Annotated in this window: 18 protein-coding genes; 12 read left to right on the top strand and 6 right to left on the bottom strand. The window is 66.3% G+C overall.

All coding sequences use genetic code 11. The features are described from left to right. Positions 1 to 179 precede the first annotated feature (179 nt). Positions 180 to 1025: an IclR family transcriptional regulator gene (locus AB0M74_RS08995; protein ID WP_364903644.1), complete on the bottom strand. Its 846-nt coding sequence runs from the start codon at positions 1023 to 1025 to the stop codon at positions 180 to 182. Positions 1026 to 1266: 241 nt separating this feature from the next. On the opposite strand from AB0M74_RS08995, the gene AB0M74_RS08990 reads away from it, so the two are divergent. From AB0M74_RS08990 to AB0M74_RS08960, 7 genes are all read left to right on the top strand, one after another. Beyond that, complete coding sequence (locus tag AB0M74_RS08990; protein WP_328400004.1) at positions 1267 to 1761, top strand: flavin reductase family protein; 495 nt, start codon at positions 1267 to 1269, stop codon at positions 1759 to 1761. Between the two features lie 172 nt (positions 1762 to 1933). After that, a complete protein-coding gene (locus tag AB0M74_RS08985) occupies positions 1934 to 3076 on the top strand; it encodes a Rieske 2Fe-2S domain-containing protein (RefSeq protein ID WP_364903640.1) in 1143 nt (380 codons plus the stop codon). 11 nt (positions 3077 to 3087) lie between these two features. Continuing rightward, positions 3088 to 3315 (top strand): hypothetical protein, encoded by a 228-nt coding sequence (locus tag AB0M74_RS08980; RefSeq protein ID WP_364903637.1) that lies wholly within the window; start codon positions 3088 to 3090, stop codon positions 3313 to 3315. A gap of 59 nt (positions 3316 to 3374) precedes the next feature. Beyond that, positions 3375 to 4337, top strand: coding sequence for a ferredoxin--NADP reductase (locus tag AB0M74_RS08975; RefSeq protein WP_364903680.1), 963 nt, complete (start codon positions 3375 to 3377; stop codon positions 4335 to 4337). Positions 4338 to 4350: 13 nt separating this feature from the next. After that, on the top strand, positions 4351 to 5238 hold the full coding sequence (locus tag AB0M74_RS08970; RefSeq protein WP_364903635.1) for a VOC family protein: 888 nt from the start codon (positions 4351 to 4353) through the stop codon (positions 5236 to 5238). Positions 5239 to 5272: 34 nt separating this feature from the next. Beyond that, on the top strand, positions 5273 to 6475 hold the full coding sequence (locus AB0M74_RS08965) for an LLM class flavin-dependent oxidoreductase (RefSeq protein ID WP_364903633.1): 1203 nt from the start codon (positions 5273 to 5275) through the stop codon (positions 6473 to 6475). 31 nt (positions 6476 to 6506) lie between these two features. Continuing rightward, a complete protein-coding gene (locus AB0M74_RS08960) occupies positions 6507 to 7538 on the top strand; it encodes a zinc-binding dehydrogenase (RefSeq protein ID WP_364903630.1) in 1032 nt (343 codons plus the stop codon). Here AB0M74_RS08960 and AB0M74_RS08955 read toward each other — a convergent pair. Next, positions 7511 to 7807 carry a three-helix bundle dimerization domain-containing protein gene (locus tag AB0M74_RS08955; RefSeq protein ID WP_364903627.1) on the bottom strand — a complete coding sequence of 99 codons (297 nt, stop codon included), beginning with the start codon at positions 7805 to 7807 and terminating at the stop codon, positions 7511 to 7513. The two genes, AB0M74_RS08960 and AB0M74_RS08955, sit on opposite strands and share 28 nt — an antisense overlap. A gap of 380 nt (positions 7808 to 8187) precedes the next feature. Between AB0M74_RS08955 and AB0M74_RS08950 the strand changes: the two genes are divergently transcribed. The 4 genes from AB0M74_RS08950 (at position 8188) to AB0M74_RS08935 (ending at position 10684) form a co-directional block, all read left to right on the top strand. After that, positions 8188 to 8550, top strand: coding sequence for a hypothetical protein (locus AB0M74_RS08950; protein ID WP_364903625.1), 363 nt, complete (start codon positions 8188 to 8190; stop codon positions 8548 to 8550). Positions 8551 to 8594: 44 nt separating this feature from the next. Then, entirely contained in the window at positions 8595 to 9077 is a 483-nt protein-coding gene (locus AB0M74_RS08945; RefSeq protein WP_364903622.1) for a nuclear transport factor 2 family protein, read from the top strand. A 29-nt stretch (positions 9078 to 9106) separates the two neighbouring features. Further along, positions 9107 to 9520 carry an SRPBCC family protein gene (locus AB0M74_RS08940; RefSeq protein ID WP_364903619.1) on the top strand — a complete coding sequence of 138 codons (414 nt, stop codon included), beginning with the start codon at positions 9107 to 9109 and terminating at the stop codon, positions 9518 to 9520. Positions 9521 to 9634: 114 nt separating this feature from the next. Further along, positions 9635 to 10684, top strand: a complete 1050-nt coding sequence (locus tag AB0M74_RS08935; RefSeq protein WP_364903616.1) for an aminotransferase class V-fold PLP-dependent enzyme — start codon at positions 9635 to 9637, stop codon at positions 10682 to 10684. A gap of 207 nt (positions 10685 to 10891) precedes the next feature. On the opposite strand, the gene AB0M74_RS08930 is transcribed toward AB0M74_RS08935, so the two are convergent. Then, positions 10892 to 11959 (bottom strand): diacylglycerol kinase, encoded by a 1068-nt coding sequence (locus AB0M74_RS08930; RefSeq protein WP_364903613.1) that lies wholly within the window; start codon positions 11957 to 11959, stop codon positions 10892 to 10894. 1 nt (position 11960) lies between these two features. Continuing rightward, entirely contained in the window at positions 11961 to 12752 is a 792-nt protein-coding gene (locus AB0M74_RS08925; RefSeq protein WP_364903610.1) for an SDR family oxidoreductase, read from the bottom strand. Between the two features lie 102 nt (positions 12753 to 12854). Between AB0M74_RS08925 and AB0M74_RS08920 the strand changes: the two genes are divergently transcribed. Continuing rightward, positions 12855 to 13724: a helix-turn-helix domain-containing protein gene (locus AB0M74_RS08920; protein ID WP_364903607.1), complete on the top strand. Its 870-nt coding sequence runs from the start codon at positions 12855 to 12857 to the stop codon at positions 13722 to 13724. A gap of 310 nt (positions 13725 to 14034) precedes the next feature. On the opposite strand, the gene AB0M74_RS08915 is transcribed toward AB0M74_RS08920, so the two are convergent. Beyond that, positions 14035 to 15030, bottom strand: a complete 996-nt coding sequence (locus tag AB0M74_RS08915) for a TAXI family TRAP transporter solute-binding subunit (protein ID WP_364903605.1) — start codon at positions 15028 to 15030, stop codon at positions 14035 to 14037. Then, positions 15027 to 17120, bottom strand: a complete 2094-nt coding sequence (locus AB0M74_RS08910; RefSeq protein ID WP_364903602.1) for a TRAP transporter fused permease subunit — start codon at positions 17118 to 17120, stop codon at positions 15027 to 15029. Before AB0M74_RS08910 ends, AB0M74_RS08915 begins: the two co-directional genes overlap by 4 nt. Positions 17121 to 17289: the final 169 nt, after the last annotated feature.

Raw genomic sequence — 17289 nt, 5'->3', positions numbered from 1 at the left:
CAGAACAAGCAAGTCACAACATTCAACGGCGGCAGCGCCATCGCAACACTCCACGGGGTTCAAGGGGTGGGTGTTGCATCCACCCCTTGAACCCAGGTGGCTTCGCAGCCGCCATTTCACTGCCGCCGATAGCGCGGCCCACTTTGGTGGTCGGCAGGGTGGGTCGATCCGAGATGCGCTCAGCGCCAGCGGGCGTGGCGAGGGAAGAGGGCGCGGGCGGCTTCGTGGGAAACCTCGACGAGGACCCGCGCCAGGCGGGCGGTGTCGAGGGCCGGGCGGTCGGCGCCGATCTGGCCCGACAGGGACAGCGCGCCGACGGCGGCGCCGCGGCCGCGGATGGGGACCGCGACGCAGGCGATGCCGGTGACCGACTCCTCGTTGTCGACGGCGACGCCTTGACGGTGCCTGATGCGGGTCAGTTCGCGGTGCAATTCCGTTCTGTCGCAGATGGTTCGTGGGGTCAGCTGCGGCAGACGATCGCGGAAAGACGCTTCCACGATGCTCGGTTCCAGCGTCGCGAGCAGTGCCTTGCCGAGGCCGGTGCTGTGCGCGGGCATCCGGCCGCCGAGGCGGGTCGGGATACCCGCGGTACTGCGCCCACCCGCCTTGTCCAGATAGAGCACCTCGCGGCCGTCGAGCACACCGAGGTGCCCGACCATGCCGGTGCGCTGCGCGAGGTCATGCAGCAGGGGGCTCACCACGTCACGAATCTCGTTGTGGTCGGCGGCGAGTCCGCCGAGTTCGAATGGCCGCAGCCCGAGGCGGTAGCCGCCGGGGGCGTGCGCCAACCAGCGCAGCCGGATCATCTGATCCAGGATGCGATGCACGGTCGAGCGGGGCAGTCCGGTGCGCTCGGCCAGCCCGAGCAGTGTCAGGACCGGCGTCGAACCGTCGAAAGCGTCTAGGATCAGGGTCATTCGCTCGATCATCGAGACCGGCGGTTGATTGTTGGTCCGTGCTGTCGTGGGGCCCGCTCCCGACCACAGCTCTTCGGACTCGGGGTGGGTCATCACCTCGACCGTCATGGCTCACCTCCATTGTGTAGCTCATACAGCTTAGAAGTATTTCGATTAGGCATGTGCATTTTCGGCACGTCAACTTGTGTCCCCAATCACATTGCCGCCGCGATGGCGAGAGGGAATCCCGGAAACTACGTAGATCGCTACGGATCTTCTCGGTAGCCGGAACCGGTTATTGACAGGCCTACGAGGCGGCCGCTTACCTTCATGACGAAACGGAATATTTCTAGTCGAAACTAGGAGCACCATGGCCGTCGCCCTCGACTTCAAGGCCGTCCTCGGCCGGTTCTGCACCGGAGTCACCGCGATCACCGCACTCGACGGCGACGAACCGATCGGGTTCGCCTGCCAGTCCTTCTCCGCACTGTCGCTGGATCCGCCCGCAGTGGCACTGTTCCCCGCCCGCTCCTCGACCACCTGGCCGCGGATCCGCGCCGCCGAACGGTTCTGCGTCAATGTCCTCGCCGCCGACCAGCAGGACCTCTGCAAGCAGCTCGGCCGCAGCGGACCCGACAAATTCGCCGGTCTCGAGTGGAGCCCGTCGCCCAACGGCTCGCCCCTGCTGGCAGGCACCATCGCCTGGATCGATTGCACGCTGGCCGGCGAACTGGACGGCGGTGACCACACGATCGTCATCGGCAACGTGACCGAACTCGGTGAAGGCCGCGACGCGGGTCCGCTGCTGTTCTATCGCTCCGGTTTCGAGCGCCTGATGAGCACCGCGGAGGCGGTCGGTCCATAGCGCACCGGACCGAGCGAATGCGACGCAAACCGATTCGATCAGCCGCTTACCAGCGTCTGAGCGCCGCGGGACAGTCTCGGGCCGAATCTCCCGATCAGTGGGACCACGCCTTTCGGCCACAGCCGACCCGCCGAACTATCGAAACAACGACGACCGTGGAGGAACCGACATCATGAGCCTCGCGAACACCGACGACCAGGTGCGCGTGATCGATACCGGAGCACCACCCGCCCGTTACGCGCGCGGCTGGCACTGTCTCGGCATCGCCGAGCGCTTCCGCGACGGAAAGCCGCACACCATCACCGCGTTCGGCACCGAACTCGTGGTCTTCGCGGCTACCGACGGCACCCTGAGCGTGCTCGACGCGTACTGCAGGCACATGGGCGGCAACCTCGGCGACGGCACCATCAAGGGCGACACCCTCGCGTGTCCGTTCCACGACTGGCGTTGGAAGGGCAACGGGCGATGCGCCGCGATTCCTTACGGCCGCCGGGTGCCGCCGCTGGCCCGCACCAAGTCCTGGGTGACCCTCGAGCAGAACAAACAGCTGTTCGTGTGGAACGACCCCGAGGGCAACCCGCCGCCCGAGGACGTCACCATCCCCCGCATCGACGGTGTGTTCAGTGACGAGTGGAGCGACTGGACCTGGAACGAGATCGTCATCGACGGCGCGAACTGCCGCGAGGTGATCGACAACGTGGTCGACATGGCGCACTTCTTCTACGTGCACTTCGCCTTCCCCACCTACTTCAAGAACGTTTTCGAAGGCCACGTCGCCAGTCAGTACATGACCTCGATCGGCCGTGAGGACGTGCAGGGCGAGATCGCCAAAGAGGCGGGTGGCAAGAACGTGCTGCAATCCGAGGCGCACTACTACGGGCCGTCCTACATGATCGACAATCTGGTCAACGAGTCGAACGGCCAGACCGTCGAATCGGTGCTCATCAACTGCCACTACCCGGTGTCGCCCACCAAGTTCGTGCTGCAATACGGCGCGATCGTCAAGAAGCGGCCCGGTCTTTCGCCGGAGGAAGCCGACGCGATGGCGGTGCGTTTCGCGAACGGGCTCGGGCGCGGCTTCGAACAGGATGTCGCGATCTGGAAGCGCAAGACCCGCATCGACAATCCGCTGCTGTGCGAGGAGGACGGGCCGGTTTACCAGCTACGGCGCTGGTATGAGCAGTTCTACCGGGACGTCGCCGAGGTCGAGGACAAGATGACCGAACGCTTCGAGTTCGAGGTCGACACCACCCGCGCGGTTTCCGCGTGGGAGGCGGAGGTCGCCGAGAACCTGGCCGCCAAGCGCGGCGTCTGAACGGCACGGTCATGGACTCCGTCACCTGCCAGACCTGTGGAATCCGGGTTCAGGTAGTCAAATTCAGCCCCGCGCACACCAGCGTGCAGTGGAGCGCGGCCGCCGCTGGGCATTGCATAGAACTCGCCGACAACGGCGGCGGCCCGGTCCGTGGCTGCACCGCGCTGCGCGCATGCATCGAGAACGCCGTCACTGCGGGCGCGGTCGGCCTGAGCACCCGCGATCGGGACCTGCTGTGAATCCCGGTGTCGCGGTGGCACTGCGCGTGGTCCGGGTCGTCGCGGAAACGCGCGATGCGATGTCGCTGGAACTGGTCGCCGAATCCGGGGTTCCAGTGCCTTACCAACCCGGCCAGTTCCTGACCTTGCGGATCCCCAGTGACCGAACGGGCTCGGTGGCTCGCTCCTACTCGCTCTCCAGCGCGCCGCACGAGGACGGGCCGCTGAAGGTCACCGTCAAGAGGACCGTCGACGGGTACGGGTCGAACTGGTTGTGCGACAACGCCACTGTAGGTATGAGCATCGACAGCTTGCCTCCTGCGGGCATATTCACCCCTGCATCGCTGGATACCGACCTATTATTCTTCGCGGCGGGCAGCGGCATCACCCCCGTGCTGTCCATCCTGAAATCCGCACTGGCACAGGGCAATGGGCGCTGCACGCTGATCTATGCCAATCGCGACGAGGAGTCGGTGATCTTCGCCGACGAACTGCGCGCACTCACCGCCGCCTATCCGCGGCGACTCGGGGTGCTGCACTGGCTGGAGTCGGTGCAGGGCTTGCCTGCGGCGCGCTACCTGACCGACCTCATCGCGCCGTGGTCGAACCGGGAGATCTTCGTGTGCGGCCCGGGCGCTTTCATGGACGCGGTGGTCGCCGCCGCCCGCGAACTCGGTGTAGACCGGGACCGGGTGCATGTCGAGAAGTTCGTCTCGCTGTCGGGCGATCCCTTCGCGCAGGCTCCGATCGAGGTACCCGACACCGCGGACTCCGCCACCGTCGAGGTCGAGTTCGACGGCGAGACAAACGAATTCGCGTGGCCCCGCAGCAGTGTGTTGCTCGATGTGCTGCTCTCGCGCGGCGTGGCAGCTCCTTACTCCTGCCGCGAGGGCGCCTGCAGCGCCTGTGTCTGCCGGGTCGTCGACGGCGAAGTGAAACTGCTGCGCAATGACGTACTGGAACGACGAGACCTGGCCGAGGGCTATGTGCTGGCCTGCCAGGCGGTGCCGGTCACCGACTCGGTCCGGATCACCTACGAATGAGGAGAACGACCCCATGACTGCCATCAGCTCGCTCGGATACGTGAAGGTCGCGGTCGCCGACCCGGATGCCTGGCGCACCTTCGCCTTCGACGTGATCGGCTTCGCCGAGGGATCGGGTCCCGACCCCGACGCGATCTATCTGCGCATGGACGAGCACGTCGCGCGCTTGGTGCTGGTGCCGGGTGATGCCGACAAGGTGCTCGCCATCGGCTGGGAGGTCCGCGACCACCGTGCCCTGGCCACCGCGCGCGAAGCCGTGGAGAAGGCCGGCATCGCGGTGACCACGCTGACGGTCGAGGAAGCCGACGCGCGCAGCGTCGAAGAGGCGATCAGTTTCGTCGATCCGTCCGGCACCACCGTCGAGGTGTTCCACGGCCCCGTCCTCGACCACAGTCCCGTCGTCGGCAAGCACGGCAACCGGTTCGTCACCGAAGGCCTCGGCCTCGGCCACGCGGTGCTGCCGGTCCCCGACCTGGATGTCGCCTTCCGCTTCTACACCGATGTACTCGGCTTCCTGCCACGCGGCGCGTTCCGCCTGCCGACGCCACCGGAGTATGGGCCGGTGCGCATCCGCTTCCTCGGCGTCAACCAGCGCCACCACAGCCTGGCCCTGATCCCGTCCGGCGGCAAGGAAGGCTCCGGACTGGTCCACATCATGGTCGAGGTCGATCGACTGGATGACGTCGGACGCGCACTCGACCGCGTCAACAAGGCCGGTTACCACCTGTCCTCGACGCTGGGCAGGCACACCAACGACAAAATGATCTCCTTCTACGTCCGCACTCCGGGCGGCTGGGATCTCGAGTTCGGCACCGAGGGCGTGCTGGTGGACGAAACCACCTACACCGCAGAAGAAATGACCGCGGACAGCTACTGGGGTCACGACTGGGACCGGAGCTGAGGCTCCGGGTCCCCACCGAGTAAGGACAATTGAATTGAGCGACAACCAGTTCGGCCCCACCAGGTTCGGATTCTTCATCGCCCCTTACCATCCGCTCACCGGCAACCCGACATTACAGATCCACCGTGATCTCGCCTTGGTGGAGCTGGCCGATCAACTCGGCTACAGCGAGGCCTGGATCGGCGAACACCATTCGGCCGGACTGGAAATCATCGCCGCACCCGAGGTCTTTCTTGCCGCGGCCGCGCAACGCACCCAGCGCATTCGCCTCGGCACCGGCGTGAATTCGTTGCCCTACCACCAGCCGATGATGCTCGCCGACCGGCTCTGTCTGGTCGATCACCTGACGATGGGCCGCACCATGATGGGTGTCGGCCCCGGCCAGCTGGCCACCGACGCCGCCATGATGGGCATCGATCCGGTACGCCAGCGCGACATGATGCACGAATCCATGGATGTGCTGGTGCGCCTGCTGCGCGGGGAGACGGTGACCGCCGCGAGCGATTGGTATCACCTGAACGAAGCGCGCCTACAATTGCTGCCCTACCAGCAGGGTGGCCTGGAAATGGCTGTCGCCTCGACTATTTCGCCATCGGGCGCGGTGCTGGCCGGTCGGCACGGCGCCGGGCTGCTCTCGCTGGCCGCCTCCGATCCCAGCGGATACGAGGCGCTGTTGCCCAATTGGAAGGTCTACGAGAAGACCATGGCCGACAACGGCCACGTGCTCGATCGCTCACGGTGGCGTCTGGTCGCGCCGATGCATATCGCCGAGACCAGGGAACAGGCGATGCGCGAGGCCGAGTGGGGCGTCGGGCATCTCGTCGACTACATCGAGAAACTCAGCGGCATGACGGCGCCGTGGAACTCCTCGGCCCGCGCCGCAGTCGAACAGTGGACCGGAGAGGGGTTCCCGGCTTTCGGGCGCGCCACCGTCGGCACCCCCGACGATGCCATCGCCACCATCGAGAAGCTCGCCGAACAGTCCGGCGGGTTCGGCACCTTCCTGCTACTCGGCCTGAATATCGCCGATTGGGACGCCACGCAACGCTCGGCGCGACTGTTCGCCGAGCAGGTGATTCCCCATTTCACACAGGCCAATCGGAACCGGGTCGCCTCGCTGGAATGGGCACATGCCAACAGCGAGCGCATGATCGGTGGCCTCACCGCGGGCATTCAGAGCGCTTTCGACAAGCACGGACAAGCGTTGGCCGCCGCACTCGGCACGGAGGAAGCGTAGTGAACATCACCTCGACACCGGGAGCACACCGATGCGCGCAGTAGTTATGCGGGACCGCAGTCTTGTGGTCGACGAGGTCCCCGAGCCCGTGCCGGGTCCGGGCCAGGTACTCGTCGAGACGGTGGCGTGCGGCATCTGCGGATCCGACAAACAGGCACTCGACTACACCGACGAGTTCCTGCAAGCCTCCCGTGACAGCGGCGTGCCCACGTTCGAGTTCGACCCCTCGCGCGACGTCGTGATGGGCCACGAGATCGCCGCCCGGGTCATCTCGGCCGGACCGGACACCCCGCACACCGAGGGACAGCTGGTGGTCGCGCTGCCATGGGCCGTCGACCACGTCGGTCAGATCCACGGTGTCGGCTTCTCCAATGACTTCCCCGGCGGCTACGGGGAACGAATGGTGTTGCAGGCCATGGCTCTGGAGCCGATTCCCGATCACGTGCCGCCGCATGTCGCGGCACTGACCGAGCCGTTGGCGGTCGGCTTCGGCAATGTCGCGCGTACCGGCATCGGACCCGACGGCACCGGAATCGTCATCGGTTGCGGTCCTGTCGGTTTGGGTGCCGTCGCGGCGCTGGCCGAACGCGGTGTCGCACCGATCGTCGCGTCCGATCCGTCGAAGCTTCGCCGCGACACCGCATTACGGCTCGGCGCGCACCGGGTGGTCGATCCCGCCGTCGAGGATCCGATCGAGGTGTGGCGTGAGGCGGCCGCACCCGGTCAGCTGCTACACATCTGGGTGTGCGCGGCGGTGCCTGGCCTGCTGAACGAACTGCTGTACAAAGCGCCGCGCCAAACGACCATCCTGCAGGTCGGCGCGGTGATGACCGACGACGTCATCCGCCCGATCGTCGGCATCTACAAGGACATCTCACTGCAGATGTGCATGGTCTATCCGCACGAGGAGTATGCGAAGACGCTCGGCCGCATCGCCGACGGCACCGTGGACGCGTCCTCGCTCATCACCGACCAGGTCGGCCTGTCCGGAGTAGCGGGCGCTATCGAGGCGTTGCGCCACCCGGACGACCACATTCAGATCCTGGTCCGCCCGGATCTGTGAACGACAGGCCTCGGCCGGGTCGAGGAAACCTCGTCGGTCATGGCGTGCAGCCACTCCCGGGTGTAGCGCTCGGCCAGCAGGGGCAGAAAGTTGTCGACGGTGGCGTGGCTTGCTATGTGTCTGTAGGCCGAACGCAGGCACTGGTTGATGGCGTCGTCACCGACGGCATCGAATTCCCTGGCCAACCGGTGCGCGGCGGTCTGCAACGCGACCTCCTGGTCGATCGACGGGTCGGGTGACGGAGCTGGAGTAGCGGGACCTTCGGTCATGGCGGACTCCTGGTCATCTCGGAACGCACGATACTGCGGACGTGGTCGTGCGTACCGACGACCACGTCGAACACTCGGATACCCGATCCGCCTCGATCGGACACCTCCGCCGGAACTACGCGTGCGCGGCTGCCGCTTCCGGTCGAACCTTGGGGTGCAGCGCCTCTTTGACCTGCGGCCCGAAAGGTTGCGCGAGACCCCGAACACCGAAACCTCTACCCGATCAGGACAAAGCGGTATTGCGCGAGGCCATCCGAGTTCGAACACCGGACGGCCGTACCCGAACCGATGGTCGGCGATCACCCGCTTCGAGACGTTTGCCCGCTTGCGCGTCCCGCACTACCCTTTCGGTATATGTCAATAGCCTCACGGAGGCCGCCATGACCGATCCCGAAACGACCGACACCGACCTCCGCTGGGTCGCACCGGACGCGTGTACGTTGCCCACCGCGCAGCAGCCACTGCGAGTCGCCGAATTCGCCGACCTCTTCGCCGTGGCCCTGCGCCGCGTCGAGCGTCCGTCGCCGACCCGATTGCGACTGGAATTGACCGCGACCTCCGAGACCACCGCCCGAGAGCTCGCCGCCAGGGAAGCCAGCTGTTGCGGATTCTTCACATTCGGCTTCGAACCGGCGGGACAGGATTCGGTACAGATGGACATCGAGGTGCCCAGCGCGCGCGTCGGCGTGCTCGACGGACTGTCCGCCCAGGCGTCGGCGGCGCTGCCGGACACGAAGAAATAGAACGGGTTATTGTCTCGGCGCCGTACGCGTGCCAGGCTTGACCAATGGATCTCGCCGCCATCGAAGCAATCCGCCAGCTCAAGTATCGCTACTTTCGGACGCTGGATCTCAAACGATGGGACGAGTTCGCCGACACACTGACCGTCGACGTCGCGGGCCGCTACGGCACCCACGCACTCGGCGAGCCGCTCACCCTGGACGGCCGCGACGCCGTCACCGCCTTCATGCGTGAGAATCTCGGCCCCGCAGTGGTCACCACCCACATCGCCAATCACCCCGAAATCTCCGTCAACGATGAGACTGCCACGGGCTCATGGGCTTTCGAGGACACCGTCATCGCCACCGAATACGGCGTCCTGATCCGCGGCGCCGGCTACTACACCGACAGCTACCGCCTCGATCCCGACGGCCGATGGCGCATCGCCGCCACCGGTTACCAACGCATCTACGAATCGATGCAGACGCTCTCCGACACCCCCAGCTACCAACTGCTGTCGAACATGTGGGCAACGCCGACCCCGAAATAGCCCGCCCGACCCGATACGGTGGACCTGCTATGGCCACCATCACGCAGGAAATTCTCATCGAGGTCAGTCCGGGCGAGGTGTGGGCGGCGGTACGTGACGTAGGCGCCGTGCACGAACGCCTGCTCCCCGGATACGTGCTCGACACCCGCATCGACGGCGACACCCGATTACTGACCATGCCCGGCGGCGGTGTCATTCGCGAGCTGATCGTCACCATCGACGACGAAACCCGCAGGCTCACCTACTCGGCGATCGACGGCTTCCGCCTGCCTCTCACCCACCACCACGCCTCGTTCCAGGTCTTCGCCGAGCCCGGGGACACCACCCGACTCGTCTGGACCACCGATGTGTTGCCCCACGACGCCGCCGAACAGGTCCGCCTGCGGGTCGAGCGCGGCGGTCAGGTGATGAAAGCGACTCTGGAACAACGACATTCATCCTGATGCGACGCCTCGGCGCTGCCCCTTCGACCTACCGCACGGCACGGTCCGCGAAATCGGTCCACTATCGGACCGCTGGCGCTGGACGCGGGCCGGATACGGGCGGATGCTGCGCATATGACTTCGCTGGCGCCTGATGAGTTCAACCCTGAGACCACCTATCTCAATACCGCCTCCTACGGTTTACCGTCCGCAAGGGCATTGGCGGCCGTGCGCGATGCCAACACCCAGTGGGCCTCGGGGCGTGGCGGTCCGACGCCGAACGACACTGTCGTCCCCGAGCTGCGTGCCGCGTTCGCGCGACTGCTGGAAGGTGCGACGGTTGCCGACATCGCGTTCGGCGGCGGTGTCGCAGGGCTTATCGCACCGATAGCTGTGGCACTGCCACCAGGCTCGGAGGTTTTGCTGGCCGAGGGCGAATTCTCCTCCGTGTCCATGCCTTTCCTGCACCGCGGTGACCTGTCGGTCCGCTTCGTGCCGCTGGAGCGGCTGGCCGAGGAAGTGCGGCCGGAGACCGCGTTGGTGGCGGTGAGCGTCGTCCAGTCGAAGGACGGCCGGATCGTCGACCTGTCGATACTGCGCGCCGCTACCCAGGCGCACAACGCCCGTCTGCTGGTGGACGCCACCCAAGCCGCAGGTTGGCTTCCGCTGCGCTTCGCCGACGCGGACTACTGGGTGTGCGCGGCGTTCAAATGGCTGATCGGCGCCCGCAGCATCGCGTTCTTCGCCGCGACGCCGGAGACGGCGGCAGACATACGCCCCGTCGGTCCCAGCTGGTACGCCGCCGCGGACGCGTGGGCCGAGTTGTACGACCCGATCGGACTCGCCACCACTACCAGGCGCTTCGACGCGACACCGGACTGGTTCGGCGCGATCGCCGCCTCCGCGGGCATCGAGCTGATCGAAGAACTGACGGTGGACAAGATCAAGACCCACAATCTCGATCTTGCCGACCGCTTCCGAACAGGTCTCGTCGAACTCGGCTACGAGCCTGTTCCCGGGCCCTCGGCCATCGTTTCGGTGCCCGGCGGAGGCGACGCGGCCACATATCTCGAACAAGCCGACATCATCGCCTCGATCCGCGGTGGGGGTCTCCGCTTCGCCTTCCACCTGTACAACAGCACCGCCGACGTCGACCGCGCCCTCGACACGCTCCCGAAGAAGTAGCGCGCCGACACCACCGCGGTCGCAGTCCGCGGCCATCCGAGCCGGTTGCATGCGTCGACCATTGCGCGCCAACCCTCAGGGTCATATCGGTCCGGGCGCGATGGTCATTGCTGTGGGACACAGGGCACTCAGCGCGGGAAGTAACACGCACGTGCGGCCTCCATGAAATGCCACTCGCACGCCGAATACAGCAGCGAACAGCCGATGTCAGTGGGCCGCGGGAGCGGTTATCAGGGGGAGGTCGAGGGCCGTGAGGATGCCCGGGGGCGCTCTGACGACGGCGGGGACCGCGTTGACGATGCGCATGGCGGTGGCCAAGAGCGTGGCGTGGTTGTGATCGCCGTGCGGGCTCGAGGTGACGAGGTCCATCGCGTAGCTGGGATCACCGGTGATTTCGATGCGATAGGAGCCTTCCGGGTGTGCCGGTTGCGGCCAGTCGGGACACAGGTCGGGGCGTAGGCGGGTGACGTGCTCGAGGACCGTGACGGGCTGGTCGCCGACCATGCCGCGGACTTCGAAACGCAATGCGGCAGCGGTTCCTTCGGCGATATGGCCGGTGGCGATATCGAACGCTTCCGGTGCGGGGATCCGGTCATAGGTCTCGGTGACCGAATCGAGTGTGACCCCGATTCCCGCGGCGAGTTGGCGCACCGTGCCGCCCCAGGCAAGTGCGAGGACCCCGGGTTGCAACAGCAGCGGGATGTCCTCGAGGGGCTTGCCGAAGCCCATGATGTCGAACATCACCTCGCGGTTGTCGTAACTGGCGTAGTCGACGATTTCCAGGCACCGCAGTTGATCGATGCGCAAACAGGTGCCCGCGAGCGCGAGCGGCAGCAGGTCGTTGGCGAAGCCGGGGTCGATGCCGTTCACCCACAGTGACGAATTGCCCTCGGCCGCAGCATCTTGCACCGGCTTCAACAATTCATCGGGCAGCACACCGTACGGGTATTGGAAGAACACAGGTGCGCAAGCGACCACGTTGATGCCGGCGCGCAACAGCCGCTGCAGATCCTGCACCGCATCGAACAGGCGGTTGTCGGTCATGGAGCAGTAGACGACACAGTCGGGTGCGGCGGCGAGGATCGCCTCGACGTCCGTCGTGGCGGCCACACCCACCGGATGGTCGAGCCCGGCGAGGGTCCCCGCGTCCTTCCCGTCTTTCGACGGCCCCGAGACCCACACCCCAGTCAATTCGAGATCGGGGTTGGCGATAATGCCGGCGAGCGCGTGCTTGCCGACATTGCCCGTGCCCCACTGCACTACGGAATATGTCATGTCACAGATCCGGAATCGGGAGGTCGAGGTTCGGCGTGATCAGTCCACCGTCGGGTTCGAGGATCTTGCCGGTGAGGTACTTGCCCGCGGGCGAGACCAGGTACAGCGCGGCAGCCGCGATGTCTTCGGGATCACCGATGGTGTGCAGCGGCGTCTTCGATTCCAGCTCGGTACGCATGGCCTCGTTGCCCGCGACAATTTCCAGCGCCGAGGTCAGGATCGAACCGGGCGCGATGGCATTCACCCGAATGCGCGGATTCAGATCGAGCGCGGCCAGCCTCGTGTAGTGCGCGAGTGCCGCTTTGGCCGTGCCGTAGGCGGCGAACGCCCGGCCCGGCAGTCGGCCCATCGTCGAGGTGATGTTGAGAATCGAACCGCCACCGGCAGTTTCGAGGATTCGCGGCACCGCTGCCCGCACCAACGCGTGGGCATTGGTGACATTGAAATTGAAGGCCTCGACCAGCGCCTGCGGCGTCGTGTCCAACAGCGTGCACGGCAATGCGCCACCCACATTGTTGACCACGATGTCCAGTCGCCCGAACCGATCCACCGCGACAGCGGCGAGTCCCGCCGTCGACTCGATATCGCTCAGATCAGCGGGCACCACATGCGCCTGTCGTCCCACCGCGGCCACCTTCTCGGCCACCTCGTCCAGTTGGCTCTTGGTGCGTGCGGCGATGACGACATCGGCGCCGGCCTCGGCGAAGGCGACGGCGATCGCCGCGCCCAAGCCGCGGCCCGCACCCGTGACCACGGCGACCTGCCCGTCGATTCGGAATCGATCCAGAATCATCCAGCGCTCCATTCCTCACACCAGCTGTCGAATATTCGACATTTTGTGCACTAATATTCGACATCGTAAGTCGTTCCGCCGAGTCGAACAAGAGGTACACCCATGCCCGACCGGTCACCGTCGCCGCCTACCCGGCGGGTCGTCGAGGTCGTGTCACTGCTCGCAGCCGCACCCGACCCGATGAGCGTCGCGGGCATCGCCGACCGCCTCCATATCGCCCGCGCCACCGCGACCGCGATTCTCGCCGAATTGGATTCGGCGGGCTGGGTGGTGCGCGACCCGAACCGCGGCTACGCCATCGGCCCCGCACTGACCGGTCTCGGCAGTTCCGCACTCCCCCATGGCGTCGGCGAAATCCTCACCACGCTCACCATGCGCACCGGATCCGGTGCCACCCTCAGCCGCATCGAACCCGACCGCCTGACCGTCCTCGACGTCCGGCACGGCCGCGACCGAGTAGTCCCAGGAATCCCTGTCGGACACCGCATCCCACTGCAATTCCCGGCGGGTGCCAGCGTGATGCCGTGGCGGGCGGCCGTCGAACAGAACACCTGGCTCGCCGCCGCACCGGAGGCCGAGCGCCGCACCGCAAGCACCTTGCTCGCCCTGGTCCGCGAGCGTGGTGTCGCCGTCTTCCGTCCCCTCGCCGATGATGCGGGCATGGTCGACCTGCTCGCCGATCTCCTGGGTGCGATGGGACCCGAACTCCTGCAGCCACAGCTGCGCACCCGCATACTCCGGCAGCTGGCCGCCCTGACCTCCCGCCCCTACAACAAAGACGAGCTCGATGCCGACACCACACTGCCCCTGAGCTACCTGGCCGCCCCGGTCTTCGACGGCGTGGGCACCGCGGCCTACGAAGTTCAACTCGGCCCGCTGCGCGCGGCGACCACCAAGCACCAACGCGACGAGTACATCCGCGCGACCCTCGACGCCGCCCGCTCACTGACAGCCGTCATGGCCTCCCGATAGCGAAAAGCGCGGCCCCAGGGCCACCCACCCCGACCCGACCCGACCTCGAGTCCACTGCGGGAAACCCAGGAACCCGGGCGAGTCCTGCCGGACTGTGCGGCGACGGGCCCGGGAGCGCGACACTTCCGCGCGCCCTCGAGAGCTGTCGAACCCCTTGCCGCGGACGCACTCCGGCTCCTATGGCTGCTGTTCCTGACGCCCGCCGCCTTCTCGATATTCATCGGCATCCGCAAACTGGAGGACTGGCGAGACCACCGAGCCGTGAGTGCAGAGCTGTAGCGATCGATGCCTCGAGCCGATCGCCCGCGGGTTACTTGGTCAGCGCTTCGGCCGCACCGCGGTGCAGGGTGACCGGAGCGATCAATGGCGCGGCATCGCGATTGATACCCTTTGCGGCCGAGTTGGCTTGTTCCAGTTGAGTTTTGCGGTCGAACAGGGTTTTGGTGAGAACGCACGCGAGATCCGCGTCGAGGTCGTCGCGGACCAGTAGAACATTCGGAACGACGATGGTTTTCACGTCCGTGGGCAGGCCGTAGGCGGCGGCCGGAATGACGCCCTCTTCGTAGACGGGGTTGGCGGTGCGCATGCTGCCCGCGAGATCGGCGATGTCGAGGAAACGCACCTTGTCCTTGGCCGAGGTGAACAGGTCGGTGATACCGGGGGTCGGCAGCCCGCCGGAGAAGAACATGGCGTCGATCGAACCGTCTTTCATGCCGTCCACGGTCTTGGTGAGATCGAGGCGTTGAGCCGAGATGTCACCGTCGGGGTTGAGGCCGGCGGCCTGCAGCACCCGTTGCGCGATGACCTCGGTGCCGGACTTGGGCGATCCGGTGGAGACTCGCTTGCCGCGGAGGTCGGCGAGCGAGCCGATGCCGGCCCCGGTGCGGACGATCACCTGCGTGTAGTTGGGATACAGCCGCGAAAGCGCCTGTACAGGTTGCCGTTTCCCTTCGAAACTCGCGGCACCCAGCACTGCGTCGGCTGCGGTGTCGGCCAGCGAGAACGCCACCTGATAGGTGCCTGCGACCAACTGCTGGATGTTCTGCACCGATGCACCGGTCTCCGCGGCAGTCGCCTTGACCTTGCCGCCGGTGGCCTGCGAGATCTGCTCGGCGTAGGCATTGCCCAGTGCGAAGTAGACGCCGGTCGCGTTGCCGGTCGCGATCCCGACACGAGTCTCCTGCTTCACCTCACAGGTGACCGCGCCACCCGCATCGGTCTGTGGCGCGTCGCGCCGCCCACCGCAACCTGCGAGCAGGCCGGCCACCACCACCGTGACGGCGAAACCTATTGCGACTCTTCTCATGTCGTCCTCCTTCGAGAGACCAGAGTGATCCCGATCGCCACAGTCAGCGCGGCCGCCCCGACAACCAGCGCGCCGGGCTCCAGGTACAACAGCGCGAGCCCGCCCACTGCGGCGAACACCCGTGCAAGCGGTCGCGCGGGACCGACTCCGAGAATCCAGCCTCCGGTGGCGGCCGCCAACGCCGCGACACCGACGCAGGCGACCGTCGTCGTCCACAGCACGCCGAGCACCGGCCCGCGCCCGAGCAGATATTCACCGGGACCGCTGAGCACGAAAACGATCGGTACCAGAAACGCGGGCAACGCGTATTTCAGCGCCTGCCACATGGTCGGGACAGTGCGCGCACCGGTGATCGCCGCCGCGCCCACCGCCGCGAGCGCGGTCGGTGGCGTCACTTCGGAGAGCACCGAGTAGTAGAAGACGAACATCGCGGCGGCCGGGGCGGGCACTTCCAGTGCGAGCAGCGCGGGCCCGATGATCGCCCAGCCGATGATGAACGAGGCCGTCACCGGCACCGCAAGGCCCAGGACGGCCAGCGCGATGGCCGCGAGCACAACTGTGCACGCCAGCACCACCGTGTGATTGTCCGATACCGTCCGTGCCGCACGAACCAGCAGGGACGCCAACTGGGCGCCGAGCCCGGTCTTCGTGGTCATCGCCGTGATGACACCGGCCGATGTGCACACCGCCACCACCGGCAGCGCCGAGCGCACGCCGCTGCCGAGGGCTTGGAACACCTTGCGCGGTGCACTCGCCCGCGCCCGCGTGCGCGAATCGAGGAACGCGAGCAAGAAAGCGAGCACGGTGGCGTAAACGACGGCCCGCGTCGCGCTCATTCCGATCAGCAGCAGCACTACGATCGCGATCAGAGACAGGAAGTGGTAGCCGAATCGCGCGAGCAAACGCCACACGGACACGCCGCCGATCTCCACCGGTCTGGTACCCAATCTGCGCGCGTCGATCTCGACGGCGAGCAGAATTCCCAGGTAGTACAGCACCGTCGGGATCATCGCCCAGCCGAGCACCGTCACATAGGAGACGTCGAGATATTCGGCGACGATGAACGCGGCGACACCGAGCGTCGGCGGCGAGAGAATCGCGCCGACACCAGCCGCGGCCAGCATTCCGCCGGCCTGTTCCGGCGGATAGCCCGCCCGCCGCAGAATAGGCCAGGTGACCGCACCGACCGTCACCGCCGTCGCGGTGCCGGAACCGGAAACCGTGCCGAGCAGGAAACCCGAGGCAACGGTGGTCCGACCGGCCGCGCCGCCCGAGCGACGGAATGCGGCCACCGACAGATCCACGAAGAACTGTGCGGCGCCGGAGAATTCGAGGACCGCACCGTAGAGGGTGAACAGCACGATGTAGGTGGCCGCGACATCCAGCGGCGTACCGTAGAACCCGCTACCCGAGTTGTACAACGCGTCGATGATCTGCCCGAAATCCAACCCCGCGTGCGCAATTGTCCACTGCTGTGGGAGCAATCCGCCGTAGTAGCCGTAGCCGACGAACACCAGACATACCACCGGGAGCACCCACCCGGTCGTGCGCCTGCAAGCCTCCAGCACCAGGACGAGCAGCACCGAGCCCATTCCGACATCGACCCGATCGAACTGTCCCTGTCGATCGAGGAAGGCGTTGTACCCGCCGCCACCCGACCCGATCGTCATGGGCAACAACGGATACAGGCACACCACCAGCGTCAACGCGGCCAATATCCAGTCCAGAGCCCCCGGCCCGTTGCCACGATCCAGCCCGCGCACTCCGGACCGATAGGCGATGAACACCAACGGCAGGGTCCCGCTCAGGAACACCACCAGGTAATACTGGCTGCCCTGCGGCAGCGGCCGAAACACCTGCCACAGCACCAGGATCGCCATCGCGAACGCGACGGTCGCCACCAACTGTTCGGGCAGCCCGGTCAGTACCCGCGCCGGGCGCTCTTCATCGTCGACCTCGATCTTGGGTGGCTGATCGCCGACCGGATCCGTATCCGGGAGTCGCCGATCGCCGCGTGACTCGCCGTCGGCGCCCCCACCGCTATCTTTCGGCAGCGCCGTACCTGGATCAGCGCCCTGCCTGTCCGACATGGCGCGACACTATCAACGCACGGCCGTCTGTATGCGGCTAATGAAATCCGGAACCGACAAAATACGGCTCGGCGCCGGATTGTGTGCTGCCGATTCGGTGACGAGGCCGGCTCCAGCAATGCCGGAGAACTCCCTCGGCCGAATACGGGCCGGATCGGTCTGCGATGCC

This window comes from Nocardia sp. NPDC051463, assembly GCF_040681975.1.
Taxonomy (GTDB): Bacteria; Actinomycetota; Actinomycetes; order Mycobacteriales; family Mycobacteriaceae; genus Nocardia.
This window is presented reverse-complemented; position numbering and strand designations above follow the sequence as displayed.

Excerpts from the sequence above, each read along its gene's own strand:
- AB0M74_RS08910 (WP_364903602.1), bottom strand. The coding sequence starts at position 17,120 with ATGTCGGACAGGCAGGGCGCTGATCCAGGTACGGCGCTGCCGAAAGAT.
- AB0M74_RS08970 (WP_364903635.1), top strand. The coding sequence starts at position 4,351 with ATGACTGCCATCAGCTCGCTCGGATACGTGAAGGTCGCGGTCGCCGAC.
- AB0M74_RS08960 (WP_364903630.1), top strand. The coding sequence starts at position 6,507 with ATGCGCGCAGTAGTTATGCGGGACCGCAGTCTTGTGGTCGACGAGGTC.
- AB0M74_RS08950 (WP_364903625.1), top strand. The coding sequence starts at position 8,188 with ATGACCGATCCCGAAACGACCGACACCGACCTCCGCTGGGTCGCACCG.
- AB0M74_RS08920 (WP_364903607.1), top strand. The coding sequence starts at position 12,855 with ATGCCCGACCGGTCACCGTCGCCGCCTACCCGGCGGGTCGTCGAGGTC.
- AB0M74_RS08930 (WP_364903613.1), bottom strand. The coding sequence starts at position 11,959 with ATGACATATTCCGTAGTGCAGTGGGGCACGGGCAATGTCGGCAAGCAC.
- AB0M74_RS08915 (WP_364903605.1), bottom strand. The coding sequence starts at position 15,030 with ATGAGAAGAGTCGCAATAGGTTTCGCCGTCACGGTGGTGGTGGCCGGC.
- AB0M74_RS08955 (WP_364903627.1), bottom strand. The coding sequence starts at position 7,807 with ATGACCGAAGGTCCCGCTACTCCAGCTCCGTCACCCGACCCGTCGATC.
- AB0M74_RS08940 (WP_364903619.1), top strand. The coding sequence starts at position 9,107 with ATGGCCACCATCACGCAGGAAATTCTCATCGAGGTCAGTCCGGGCGAG.
- AB0M74_RS08990 (WP_328400004.1), top strand. The coding sequence starts at position 1,267 with ATGGCCGTCGCCCTCGACTTCAAGGCCGTCCTCGGCCGGTTCTGCACC.
- AB0M74_RS08995 (WP_364903644.1), bottom strand. The coding sequence starts at position 1,025 with ATGACGGTCGAGGTGATGACCCACCCCGAGTCCGAAGAGCTGTGGTCG.
- AB0M74_RS08945 (WP_364903622.1), top strand. The coding sequence starts at position 8,595 with ATGGATCTCGCCGCCATCGAAGCAATCCGCCAGCTCAAGTATCGCTAC.
- AB0M74_RS08975 (WP_364903680.1), top strand. The coding sequence starts at position 3,375 with ATGTCGCTGGAACTGGTCGCCGAATCCGGGGTTCCAGTGCCTTACCAA.
- AB0M74_RS08985 (WP_364903640.1), top strand. The coding sequence starts at position 1,934 with ATGAGCCTCGCGAACACCGACGACCAGGTGCGCGTGATCGATACCGGA.
- AB0M74_RS08980 (WP_364903637.1), top strand. The coding sequence starts at position 3,088 with ATGGACTCCGTCACCTGCCAGACCTGTGGAATCCGGGTTCAGGTAGTC.
- AB0M74_RS08925 (WP_364903610.1), bottom strand. The coding sequence starts at position 12,752 with ATGATTCTGGATCGATTCCGAATCGACGGGCAGGTCGCCGTGGTCACG.
- AB0M74_RS08935 (WP_364903616.1), top strand. The coding sequence starts at position 9,635 with ATGACTTCGCTGGCGCCTGATGAGTTCAACCCTGAGACCACCTATCTC.